Here is an 11,622-nt window from a genome sequence, read left to right as displayed (position 1 = left end):
GGATGGTTCGGCCATTCCTGATTTACGGACTCTTGTTCCGTTCGGACTCCGGACAGCGATCGGTGGCGCAGTGACTAACCACGGGGCAGCTGATTTGCGCGAGGCCGTTTCTTGGAGAGAACAAGAGACAAGTCGAAGCGTGGGCTTAGTGATACATCAAATTGATCACCACCAACGTCAACACCAGAATCATGGCGGTAAGCGGCAAACCGACTCGCAGAAAATCCTTTCCGCGATAGCCGCCAGGACCCGCCACCATCATCAACGCCGGATGCCCCGAGCTGAGCAGGAACGTGTTGGACGACGACACGGCGACAATCAGCGCATAGGCCGATGGATTGCCACCTGTGGCGACGGCCACGCTGATGGCGATAGGCACCATCATCACCGTGGCGCCGACGTTGGACATCACCTGCGAGAACATCAAGGTGAGCACGGCCAGAGCCAGCTGCAGGACCCAGTGGGAGGTGTGGCCGAGGTGTTGCAGCACGCCCTGCGCCAGCCAGGCGGCGGCGCCGGTGGCGTCCATCGACCAGCCCAGGGGAATCAGGCAGGCGGTGACGAAGATGGTCTTCCAGTTGATCGCCCGGTACGCCTCGTCCATGTTCAGCACGCCGGTCAGCAGCATGCCGATGGCGCCGGTCATCATCGCCACGGAAAGGTCGAGGTGGGTGAAGAGAGCCAGACCCTTGGCCAACAGGAAGAAACACACGGCCTGCCAGATCTTGCCCGGGCGCTGTTCTTCCTTGGGGATGTCGGTGACCACCACGAGATCTCGGTCTTCGCTCGCCAGGCCCAGGTCCCGCCAGCTCGAGTGCAGCACGAGAGTGTCGCCGGCGCGCAAGCTCACCGAGCGCACGTCGTCGCGATAAACCTGGTCGCCGCGGTTCACCGCCAGCACCGAAATGCCGTAGCGCTTGCGCAGGCGCAGCTCGCCCACGGTCTGCTTGAGAAAGCGTGAGCTGGGCGGAATCACCGCCTCGGAAATGCCCGCCCGGCTCGGGTTGAACAGCTCACCCAACTGACGCATGCGCGGACTGAGCTTGCATAGCTGGTTGTTGGCAAACTGGCCCAGCTGTTCGCGGGGGCCCAGCACGCCAAGCACGGAACCCACCCAAATCACGTGGTCAGCGGGCGGCGCCATGCGCGCGTCGTTGCCGCTCTTGATGGCCAGGATCAAGGGCGCGCCATACAACTGCTCGACTTCGCCGATGCTCATACCGACCAGGGGGCTCTCAGCCGTCACCGTCAGCTCGGCCGTCTCACCGACGATGCCATAGGTATCGGCAAAGTAGCTCTCCGTACGGCCGGGCGTCACCTTCAGGCGCTCGTCCTCACGTTCGGGCAGCAGCTTCTTGCCGAAGAAGTAGAAGAAGCCCACGCCCGCCAAGGCCAGCACCAAGCCCACCGGGGTCACGCTGAATAGGCCGAATTTCGGAATGGTGTGCGCGCCGGCCGGCAGATTGGCGTTGGCGCTTGCCACCAGGTCGTTGAGCACGATCAACGGCGAGTTGGCGATCAGCGTCGTGTTGGTCGCGGTGAGGATGCAGAAGGCCATCGGCAGCAGCAGGCGCGACAGCGGTACGCCGGTGCGCGCGGCCAGGCGGCTGGTCACCGGGATCATCAAGGCGGCCAGCGCCTGGCTGGGGATCACCGCACTGAACAGGCTGGTCACCAGGTTGATCACCACGCCCAGGCGCGACTCCACGCCCCGCGCCATGCGCATCACGAAGCTGGCGGTGAGGGTCAGCACGCCGGCGCGGTCCAGCCCGGCGCCCATGATCATGATCGCGATGATCGCGATGACGGCGTTACCAGCAAACCCGTTGAAGACCCGGTCCGACGGGATCAGGCCGGTCAGGCCGATGACCACCACCACCAGCAGGGCCACCATGTCGGCGCGGATCCACTCCAGCACCAGCATGAGCATGGTGAAGCCCACCAGCCCGAGCACCAGGATCATTTCGGGGGTGAGTGCGAGTCCCACTAGCAGGCGTCTCCTTCGCTTGCACCTGGTGTCAGGGCTGCCCCGGGAGGGAGGCATGAGATGGGATGGCGCGAAGGCTCACTCACGCGGCGGCACGATGCTCATTGAGATGCGCCGAGTATAAGCGCGGCAGCCCGCAGGGCGTGAACTCGGGCCGGCTGCCGGTACCCCTGCGCGAGCGCACAAAAGCCCTGGGTGCTTCGAAATCAAACGCATATCTCAGATTCGTCCTAAAGAACCCGTTGGCCAATCAATGAACAATGGCCATGTTTCGTGGTAGCGACCGCGAAATGGCGACGTAGCCCGCTCGGGGCCGCCAGGAAGAGAACCCCACGATGTCGACATGGAAGTCCGGCAAATTTCGGACTTCCCTCGTTTGGCTCGTCTGCGAATCCACTGCCCCATTACTTATGTGAAGGATCAACAAAGGTTATGAAGAAGACGCTCATCCAAACTGCCATGGTTGCCGTGCTCGGCTTCGTGACGCTTGCCCCGGTGGTCGCTAGTGCCGAGGACGGAACCATTACCTTCACAGGCCTTATTACAGACACCACGTGCGTAGTAACCGGTGGTGGAGCCGCGACTGGCACCAAAAACATTGCCGTGGCTCTTCCGACAGTGAGCAGCTCTTCTTTGTCCGAGAGCGGCATGACTGCCGGCGATACCAACTTCTCACTCAACCTCGCAGGCCCCAACTGCACGGCGGGAAAGACCGCCGCCCTATGGATCGAGAGCACGCAAACCCCGCTTGACACGGAGACTGGTGCGCTCATCAACCAGGCCGCTAGCGGCGCGACCAATGTGGAAGTACGTCTCGTCAATCCTGAAAACATGCTGCCGATCAAGTTGGCCACTGACGGCAATGTGCTCCCCGGAAAGACTCTAATCGACGAGAACAACCAACCGGCTGCGAAAATCAACCCAACCCGTAGCGCTACACTGAACTACGTCGCCCAATACCTCGCTGTCGGCGGCGCAGCCACCCCCGGCGAAGTCAACACCTACCTGACCTATTCGATGCAGTACAACTGATTGGTCTGCGCGCGCGTTAGCGGCAAGGCTGGTGCGCCGGCCTTGTCGGACTACTGGGTGGACTCCGTTACTTACAAGCTCCGAGAGCAGTGCAATGAAAGCCTTCAGCCGCGCCGTGGGCGCCATGACAGCTATTGCTGCGAGCCTCAGCTCGGCTAATGCTGGCGTGACCATCAATGGTACGCGCGTGGTGTATCCCGCCGATCAGCGCGAGGTATCGCTAAGCTTGGTCAATGACGGCAAAGAGGCTCGCCTCATCCAGGCCTGGGTGGATAGCGGCGATGCGAGCGAGCGCGCCGAATCCAGCAAGGCGCCGTTTCTCATCACGCCGCCTATGGCGCGCGTCGATCCCGGCAAGGGCCAGACGCTCCGCATCATGTTCACCGGGGCCAACAGCTTGCCTCAGGATCGCGAGTCGGTCTTCTGGCTCAACGTCCTCGAAATTCCGCCCAAGCCCAAGGCCGGCAGCGACGCTGGGGATAACTACATGCAGCTCGCCGTGAGGTCGCGCTTGAAGTTGTTCTATCGCCCTAAGGGTCTTCAAGGGTCGTCCGACTCAGCGCCCGACCAGGTCACATGGCGTCTCGTGCCCGGTCCCAAGGGCTACACAGTGGAATGCACGAATGACACGGCGTTCAACGTGTCCTTCAGCGATATGTCCTTCAAGGGCGCGCAGCCGTTGCAGGCGGTCAACAAAGGCGGCATGTGCCCCGCCAAGGGTAAGGGAACCTTTCCCGTGGCGGGATCGCCTGATGCCAGCGGCAAGCTGGTCGTTACGGTGATCAACGACTTCGGGGGATTCAACCCGCGCGAGGTCAGTCTCACGCGCTGATGCCTGGAGTAGAAGTGGGCCGCGTTGGCCTGCGCTGTTTGAAAGGTCAAATTTCAATTGACTCACGTCGTTCTTTGAAGCCCGCCAGCTAGGGGCTTCCGTCCAACAAGACTCTTTCCGGGTTCGCGATGCGCGTGTCCGGACAGGAGCTGTTTGCCCAAAGAAGAGCAGTGACACTGATGAATGCGATCCGCGACAAGCAAGCACGCGCCTATCAAGTGGGCGTTCGACGCTCGTCATTGCCTCGCGTCCACGCCCTGGCGCGATTTGTGATGGTGGCGCTGGGTACGGCGCCGGTCGCCGTGCGGGCTGCTTCTTCGTTGGTCGGTCCGGCGTTGGAACCTGCATCTGGCGCCGCGGTCGTGGAGTTCAGCACCGCATTCACCGGTGCAAGCCAGACAATCGACGTGTCACGTTTTGAAAGGGGCAACCCCGTTCTGCCTGGCCACTACAACGTCGATATTTTCGTCAATGATGGCCGCGTGGCGCGCAAGGACATTGAGTTCCGCGCCACCCAAAACAGCAACGATGCATATCCCTGCTTCGACTACGCCACGCTGCTGCAGATGGGCGTTGAAACGGGCCGGTTGGACCCCGGGGTTGTCAACGCGCAGAGCGCTTGCATCACCATCAATCAGATCAGTCCCGACGCCATGGTCAGGATGGACGTGGGCGACCTGCGGCTCGATGTCTCCATCCCTCAGGAGGCAATGTTGCGCCATGCGCGTGGCTATGTGAGCCAGGATCTATGGGACCACGGCGAATCCGCCTTCTTGATGGGTTACAGCTTCAACGCGTATTCGCTTGATCAGAGCTACGGTGGAGTCCGCCTGACGAATGGTGGCTCCGCCATCGCTTACGATGGAAGCCGGGTCCAGGTGCAAGGCGCGCAGTACTACCTGGCGGGTCCCGGTGGCAGTTACGTGGCGGACAGCATGGGCAACTACATGCTGACGGCCGACGGCAGGTATGTGCCTGTGCAGCGCGGAACCTTTGTTTCAGCGCCATCCGGCGGATACAGCAGTCATGACATCAGCGCCTTTCTCGGCCTTAACCTCGGCATGAACGTCAAGGGATGGCGTCTTCGCAGCCAGGAAACGGGGCAATGGGACCAGCGAGCGGCACGTACGCGTTGGACCAACATCAACACCACCGCCACCCACGACATCACGTTGTGGAAGGCACAGCTCACCATTGGCGACGGCTACACGCAGGGCATTGTGTTTGACACCACGCCCTTTCGAGGCATCACGATGTACAGCGATGACCGCATGTTGCCCGATTCCCAGCAGGGCTATGCGCCGGTAGTGCGTGGCACGGCCAATACACAGGCGCGCGTGGAAGTGCGACAGAACGGCAATTTGCTGTACCAGGCCACGGTGGCGCCGGGATCCTTTGTCATCGACGACCTTTACGCCACTGGCTACGGCGGCGACCTCACCGTCACGGTGTTTGAAGCGGACGGCAGTGTTCGCAGCTTCCTCGTACCCTATTCGGCCGTGCCGATGCTGCTGAGGCCGGGCATCGGTCGTTGGTCGATCACCGATGGCCAGGTGCATAACACAGCGCTTCGCCATGACAAGCCTTACTTCGTGGAGGGGACGTATCAGCGTGGCATCAACAACTGGATGACGCTGTACGGTGGCGTGCAGTCGACCTATCTCAATCTCTATCACGCGTACCTTGGCGGCGCCGCGGTCAACACGCCTGTCGGGGCCTTTGCGCTGGATGTCACGCGATCGCGAACCTCGTTCCAGGGCACGGAATCCTTGTCCGGATATAGCACCCGCTTCTCGTACTCCAAGGCCATCCAAAGCTCAGGAACCACGTTCGCGCTTGCGTCGTACCGCTATTCCAATGGCAATTTCTTGTCGCTGGCCGATGCAGTCGTCACGCAGGACATGCTGGAATCGCAGCAAGCCGGTCGCCTTGATACGGTGCACATGATGCGGGCGAGGGAGCGCCTCAATGTCACCGTCAGTCAAAATTTCGGTAACAGGTACGGGCAGCTTTACTTCAACGGATCGCGAAATTCGTACTGGAACGGGATGCCGAGCGCTACGACGTACCAGCTTGGCTACAGCAACTCCTATCGGCGCGTTAACTTCGGCATCACGGCTGGCCGCACGTACACGACCGGTCCGATGTACAACGGATCGCACTACGACAGTCAGTTCGGCATCAACCTCTCGGTGCCGCTGGGCGGTCCGTCATCGCGCCGGGCGCCGATGTTGCAGTTCTCCGCGACTTACGATGATGCCTTGGGAAACAACGATCGCGTGGGTGTGACGGGGACGTTTGGTAAGGACAGTCAGTTCAACTACGGCGCCAACGCGTCCTACACCGATCAAAGCGGCGCCGGCAGCCGGAGTACCGCGAGCGGCACGCTGAGTTGGCAGGGGCCACGCACCAACCTCAATGCCGGGTACTCCTACTCAGGTCATTACCAGCAGGCTTCGATAAGCGCTTCCGGTGGCCTCGTGGCGCATCCCGGCGGACTTACGTTGTCGCCGCAGCTGGATCTCAATGGCGCCATCGGTGTGGTCGAAGCTCGCGATGCCAAGGGAGCTCGCGTATCGAGCAGTGGTCAGGCGAAGGTTGATGCGCGTGGCTACGCAATCGCCGCCAACCTCACCCCCTATCGGCTGAATGACGTCACGCTTGATCCCACCGGCACGTCGAACGACGTGGAATTGCAGACGACGCGCCTGCAGACGGCGCCCCGCGCGGGTGCGGTCGTTCCTCTCAAGTTTGAGACGTCCAGCGGCCGGGCGGTGCTCATCCGAGTTTCAAGGGTTGATGGGGAGGGAGTCCCATTTGGTGCGCAAGTGCTCGATCCAGAGGGCCGGGAAATAGGTGCGGTCGGCCAGGGCGGTCAGCTGTTCGTGCGCGGTGGTGAGCGGGGAGGCGAGCTGACGGTGCGTTGGGGGGACGAGGAGGCGCGCCAGTGTCGGGTGAATTACCAGTTGCCGGAACGCGATAAGGGTGAGAAGTCGTTAACCGTTGAAAGCATGGATGCGGTGTGTCGTTGAGGTCGTCTCATGGGCTCAGGCGAGCCCATAACGGGACCAGGTCGGGTCATATGCGTTTTCGTGAAAGCAAACTAGTGTGCCGTTCTCTTCTGATTTCCCTCCTGGCTTTCGCATTTTTCCTGGGTGGGGCGAAGTCGGCGTGGGCTGCCGCGAGCCATTGTTCTGGTGGTGGCGTAACAACCATCGTGACCTTGCCATCCACTGTTGCCGTTCCTCGCGATGCTCCTGTCGGTGCGACCCTGGTTCCGTGGACGATGTCGAGCGACATTGGTTCTTTTACGTGTGACTTTGACTTGGAGACTGTGGGCAGTTACGCCTTGCCGACTCTGAGTGGCGGAACTCTCAGTCCCGTGTCATATGGCACGACTCCGGGTAATGGGGCCACGGCATACAAGGTATATCAAACCAACGTGCCAGGCATCGGTATCGCCATTGCGTTCAATGCCTTGGCTGGTGGTTGCGGCTATTTGGGTTGGAAAGACGTGCTGACGCCGGACGGCGGAACCAGGCCCATTCCCTGGGTTGGTTGGGGGTGCACGAACCAGTCGGGCTCACACGGGGTCGTGAGGCTGGGAGGGAAGTTCGCGGTTGCGGTCGTCAAGACGGATGCCGTTACGACGACAGGAATGTTTGATGGCGAAATCGCGCAAGCAACCCTGGGAGTGACCACCGACGGCGCCATGGCGCTGGACCTTCCAGGGGTCGTCCGGGATTCGCTGGTCATTACGTCCGCGGCCATCGTTCCGCGGGCGTGCACGACGCCGAATGTCGTGGTTCGGCTAGGCAAACACATGCAATCGGAATTCATGGGCGAGGGATACACGACCGCGGCGGTTCGCTTTCAGATTGATCTCAACAACTGTCCGGCAGGCATGACGAGCATCGCTTACCGCATCGATGCCGCGACAACGGTACTTGACGCGACGCAATCCGTGGTCGCGCTCGACGGCAGCTCCTCGGCTACAGGTGTGGGCGTCCAGCTCCTCGATGGTTCAGGCACGACTAGCTTTCCCTTGGGGCGAGCTGTGAATTTCGAAGGTTACGATCCGCATGCGGGTGGGAGCTACAGCATTCCGCTGAAGGCCCGCTACTACCAAACCGGAAGCAGCGTCGGCGTCGGGCCAGCCAACACATCAATGACCTTCACCATGATCTACGAATGACGCAGCTCTGATTGGCGTGGGCGCCCGTACGGACGGTCGGGCTCGAGACCAAAGAGCTTTGCCAGCTGACGCAGTGATCCCCGGAGTGGGCGGCAGAAGGATAGGGGCAGGGTTCGAAATTCCTTGTCCGGGACAACAGGCCAGCGGTGCGCTCGTGGTGCGCTGGGGCGACACCGAGGATGTGCAATACCGGACCAGTACACCCCTCCGGTTCGCACAAAACGTGACAGGAAGTCGGTCATGGCATCGATCGATGCCATGGGTCATTGAGGCTGAGGAGCGCCATGAGCATCGTACTTTTCAATGGTTATAACAGGGCGGGGAGGCACGCGGGTGCTCCATCGCCAATGGATGCGGAGACGCACTCAGCATCTGCCCCCAAGGCCAAACGCATCCGGCGCATGGTCTTATTCATTGTCGCCCTCATGGGTTTGATCGGCTTCGGCCGCGAAACACAAGCCGCCTGTTCATTCGTGGCGGGCAACACCTTGATCAGCACCGTGGCGCTGCCTGCCGAAATCACCGTTCCGAGGAATGTTAGCCGTGGCTCCGTGCTTTGGGATTCCGGCTGGGTGCAGGGCGGCGCGGGGACGGCGAGCATTCTTTGCGACGCCCAGTTCTATATGAAATGGCAATGGAACATTCCGGGTTTGCAGCCCTCCGGCATGCCCAACATCTACGCATTGCCGAATCTTCCCGGGGTGGGCATCCGTGGCGCCTGGTATTGGGGAAGCACGGGCAGTCCTGAAGCCTGGGCATATGTGGGGCAGCCCGACTGGCGGACAGCCAACAGCACGCAGCCGTATCTCTTGAGATCGTTCCTTAGTGTCCAATTGATTGCCATCGGACCGATCAGAAACGGCACGCAGGTATTCACCAGTCCGACGATCGATGTCTGGTACGACAGCCTCAACGCAGCTCAGCTGGTGCTGACCCAGACGAGCGTCAAGACGTTGTCACTCGCCTGCGTCACACCGGATGTGGTGGTTCCCATGGGCACGCACATGAACTCGGAAATGACCGGGCCGGACACGTTCACGAGCGCTACGGGGTTCTCCATCAGCCTGAATGATTGCCCGGCCGGCATGGATAGCATTCAGTACCAGATCGATCCGGTGACCAGCGTGGTCAACAGCGCGAACTCGGTCGTGGCGCTGGACGGAAGTTCGACTGCCACCGGCGTCGGCATCCAGTTGCTCGACAACAAGGGTACGGCCGCGTTGCCTCTGAGTACGCCAATCACGTTCCATGGGTACAACCAAAACGTCGGTGGCAACTACAGCATTCCGTTGAAGGCCCGCTATTACCAGACAGGTGACAGGGTGGGCGCCGGAAAGGCTAATACGTCCGTCACATTCACCATGGCCTACGACTGATGGCGGGACGGATTTGACGCTGACATGAAGAAGGCCGCTTTCGCGGCCTTCTTCATTCATGCCTCTGTGGGGGCGCCCGTTTCCGGTGGTATCCGGAATGCGGTAGCCAGGAGATCAGGTTCTATAGAGCAGATCCCACACGCCATGACCAAGCTTCAGGCCGCGGCGTTCGAAATGGGTTTCGATGCGCCAATCGGGTTTTTCCGCATACTGGCCGGCGCCGATGGCGTTGCGCCATGCGGGCGCCGCTTCCATCACGTCGAGCATGTGCTCGGCGTAGGGCTGCCAGTCGGTCGCCAGATGCAGCAGGCCGTTTGGCGCCATGCGCGAAGCGAGCAGGGCGACGAATTCTGGCTGGATGATGCGCCGTTTGTTGTGACGCTTCTTGTGCCAGGGATCGGGGAACCAGATGCGCGCTTCGGCGAGGGAGCCCTCGGGGATCTCATGCTCGAGCACCTCGACCGCGTCGTGCTTGTAGAGGCGCACGTTCCGCGCGTCGCGGGCAGCCAGTGCATTCATCAGGCGACCCACGCCAGGACCGTGCACCTCCACGCCGATAAAGTTGCGTTCGAGGTCGTGTTCGCTGGCCCAGGCCAGGGCCTCGCCATTGCCGAAGCCGATCTCGAGCACCAGGGGCGCGGTGCGGCCAAAACGTTCGCCAAAATCTTGCGGGGTCCCGGCGTAATCAATGCCGAAGCGCGCCCAATGATCGTCAAAGGCGCGCTGCTGCGCCGGCGTCATGCGGCCTTCGCGCAGCACAAAACTGCGGATGCGGCGCATGTATTCGGGCTTGCTGGCGTCGTCGTGGTCGTGGCTCATGGGTAGTCCGTCAACGTACATTCCACCCGCCGCGAGGCGGGTGAGGGCAGGGCGATGACGCGCACGTTGAGAGATGTTGCATCTCCCCGCATCATTCCTGCAATGGCCTGAGTCCGGCGTCTCGGACGCCGGGAAAGTCGCTGGATCCCCGCCTGGGCGGGGATGGCTAGCGTGTGTGGTCGTGCTTAGCCGATCGTGCCGTCGATCGGGCTGGACGCAGACGCAAAACGCTTGCGCGGGATGCGACCGGCCTTGAAGGCGGCGCGTCCGGCTTCGATGGCAAGCTTCATGGCATGGGCCATCAGCACCGGATCCTTGGCGCCGGCGATCGCGGTGTTCATCAGCACGCCGTCGCAGCCAAGCTCCATCGCGATGGCGGCATCCGAGGCCGTGCCCACGCCGGCGTCGACGATGATCGGCACCTTGGCGTTCTCGATGATCTCGAGCAGGTTGTAGCGGTTCTGGATGCCAAGGCCCGAGCCAATCGGCGCCGCCAGCGGCATGACCGCCACGCAGCCGATCTCTTCCAGGCGCTTGGCCAGTATCGGGTCATCGCTGGTGTAGACCATGACGTCGAAGCCGTCGGCCACCAGCGTCTCGGCCGCCTTCAGCGTTTCCACCACGTCCGGGAACAGCGTGCGCTGGTCGCCGAGCACTTCGAGCTTGACCAGCTTGTGGCCGTCCAGCAACTCGCGGGCGAGCTTGCAGGTGCGCACCGCGTCGACGGCGTTGTAGCAGCCGGCGGTGTTCGGCAGCAGGGTGAACTCTTCCGGCGGCAATGCGTCGAGCAGGTTCGGCTGGCTGGCGTCCTGGCCGATATTCACGCGGCGGATCGCCAGCGTGACGATGTCGGCGCCGGCGGCCTGGGTGGCGCGACGGGTTTCGTCGAAGTCCTTGTACTTGCCGGTGCCGGTGAGCAGGCGCGAGCCATAGCTCTTGCCGGCAATGACGAGCGGATCGGCGGTGTCGAACGTCTTGGTGTTCATCGTGGTGTCTTGGGCTGCGGGCGCCAGCGAGTTTGACGCCGTGATGGGAGCGGGGCGATCAGCCGCCGCCGATGGCGTGGACGATCTCGACCTGGTCGCCATCGGCCAGCTCATGGCTGGTGTGCAGGCTGCGAGGGACGATTTCGCGGTTCACTTCCACCGCGACGCGGCGGGCGCCGTAACCGGCGTCCTGAAGCAACTGGGCGACGGTCGTGGCGGTGGCGCAGTCCCTGGGGCTGCCGTTGAGCGTGATATGCATTCGCCTATTGTAGCCGCTGGCGGCCGGCTTGCCGGCATAGAGTGAAGGGGCCGGCCCACGGCGGGCCCCGGTTTATGAAATGTCCGCGCCGCCGTGCGCCATCCCCCCGAAAAGCGCGAGCCAGCCGTCTTTCACG

9 protein-coding genes are annotated in these 11,622 nt (G+C 62.0%); 5 read left to right on the top strand and 4 right to left on the bottom strand.

Annotated features, from left to right (window positions below; all coding sequences use genetic code 11):
- Nucleotides 1-145: 145 nt before the first annotated feature.
- Nucleotides 146-1,963: an SLC13 family permease gene (locus DVT68_RS07815; protein WP_114824530.1), complete on the bottom strand. Its 1,818-nt coding sequence runs from the start codon at nucleotides 1,961-1,963 to the stop codon at nucleotides 146-148.
- Between the two features lie 456 nt (nucleotides 1,964-2,419).
- On the opposite strand from DVT68_RS07815, the gene DVT68_RS07810 reads away from it, so the two are divergent.
- From DVT68_RS07810 to DVT68_RS20675, 5 genes are all read left to right on the top strand, one after another.
- On the top strand, nucleotides 2,420-3,019 hold the full coding sequence (locus tag DVT68_RS07810; protein ID WP_114824529.1) for a fimbrial protein: 600 nt from the start codon (nucleotides 2,420-2,422) through the stop codon (nucleotides 3,017-3,019).
- A gap of 94 nt (nucleotides 3,020-3,113) precedes the next feature.
- Complete coding sequence (locus tag DVT68_RS07805; protein WP_233523396.1) at nucleotides 3,114-3,851, top strand: fimbrial biogenesis chaperone; 738 nt, start codon at nucleotides 3,114-3,116, stop codon at nucleotides 3,849-3,851.
- Nucleotides 3,852-4,030: 179 nt separating this feature from the next.
- A complete protein-coding gene (locus DVT68_RS07800; protein ID WP_114824528.1) occupies nucleotides 4,031-6,883 on the top strand; it encodes a fimbria/pilus outer membrane usher protein in 2,853 nt (950 codons plus the stop codon).
- A 50-nt stretch (nucleotides 6,884-6,933) separates the two neighbouring features.
- Nucleotides 6,934-8,046, top strand: a complete 1,113-nt coding sequence (locus DVT68_RS20680; protein ID WP_233523395.1) for a fimbrial protein — start codon at nucleotides 6,934-6,936, stop codon at nucleotides 8,044-8,046.
- A 284-nt stretch (nucleotides 8,047-8,330) separates the two neighbouring features.
- On the top strand, nucleotides 8,331-9,422 hold the full coding sequence (locus tag DVT68_RS20675) for a fimbrial protein (protein WP_233523394.1): 1,092 nt from the start codon (nucleotides 8,331-8,333) through the stop codon (nucleotides 9,420-9,422).
- 114 nt (nucleotides 9,423-9,536) lie between these two features.
- On the opposite strand, the gene trmB is transcribed toward DVT68_RS20675, so the two are convergent.
- The 3 genes from trmB to thiS form a co-directional block, all read right to left on the bottom strand.
- Complete coding sequence (gene trmB, locus DVT68_RS07785; protein WP_114824527.1) at nucleotides 9,537-10,241, bottom strand: tRNA (guanosine(46)-N7)-methyltransferase TrmB; 705 nt, start codon at nucleotides 10,239-10,241, stop codon at nucleotides 9,537-9,539.
- Between the two features lie 185 nt (nucleotides 10,242-10,426).
- Nucleotides 10,427-11,227, bottom strand: a complete 801-nt coding sequence (locus DVT68_RS07780) for a thiazole synthase (RefSeq protein WP_114824526.1) — start codon at nucleotides 11,225-11,227, stop codon at nucleotides 10,427-10,429.
- Nucleotides 11,228-11,285: 58 nt separating this feature from the next.
- Complete coding sequence (thiS, locus tag DVT68_RS07775; protein ID WP_114824525.1) at nucleotides 11,286-11,486, bottom strand: sulfur carrier protein ThiS; 201 nt, start codon at nucleotides 11,484-11,486, stop codon at nucleotides 11,286-11,288.
- Nucleotides 11,487-11,622: the final 136 nt, after the last annotated feature.

Origin of the sequence: Dyella solisilvae (assembly GCF_003351225.1) — a bacterium.
Classification (GTDB): Bacteria; Pseudomonadota; Gammaproteobacteria; order Xanthomonadales; family Rhodanobacteraceae; genus Dyella; species Dyella solisilvae.
Note: the sequence above shows the minus strand (reverse complement) of the source record. Positions and strands in the feature narration are given on the sequence as shown.

Excerpts from the sequence above, each read along its gene's own strand:
- DVT68_RS07780 (WP_114824526.1), bottom strand. The coding sequence starts at position 11,227 with ATGAACACCAAGACGTTCGACACCGCCGATCCGCTCGTCATTGCCGGC.
- DVT68_RS07815 (WP_114824530.1), bottom strand. The coding sequence starts at position 1,963 with ATGATCCTGGTGCTCGGGCTGGTGGGCTTCACCATGCTCATGCTGGTG.
- DVT68_RS07805 (WP_233523396.1), top strand. The coding sequence starts at position 3,114 with ATGAAAGCCTTCAGCCGCGCCGTGGGCGCCATGACAGCTATTGCTGCG.
- thiS (WP_114824525.1), bottom strand. The coding sequence starts at position 11,486 with ATGCATATCACGCTCAACGGCAGCCCCAGGGACTGCGCCACCGCCACG.
- trmB (WP_114824527.1), bottom strand. The coding sequence starts at position 10,241 with ATGAGCCACGACCACGACGACGCCAGCAAGCCCGAATACATGCGCCGC.
- DVT68_RS20680 (WP_233523395.1), top strand. The coding sequence starts at position 6,934 with ATGCGTTTTCGTGAAAGCAAACTAGTGTGCCGTTCTCTTCTGATTTCC.
- DVT68_RS07800 (WP_114824528.1), top strand. The coding sequence starts at position 4,031 with ATGAATGCGATCCGCGACAAGCAAGCACGCGCCTATCAAGTGGGCGTT.
- DVT68_RS20675 (WP_233523394.1), top strand. The coding sequence starts at position 8,331 with ATGAGCATCGTACTTTTCAATGGTTATAACAGGGCGGGGAGGCACGCG.
- DVT68_RS07810 (WP_114824529.1), top strand. The coding sequence starts at position 2,420 with ATGAAGAAGACGCTCATCCAAACTGCCATGGTTGCCGTGCTCGGCTTC.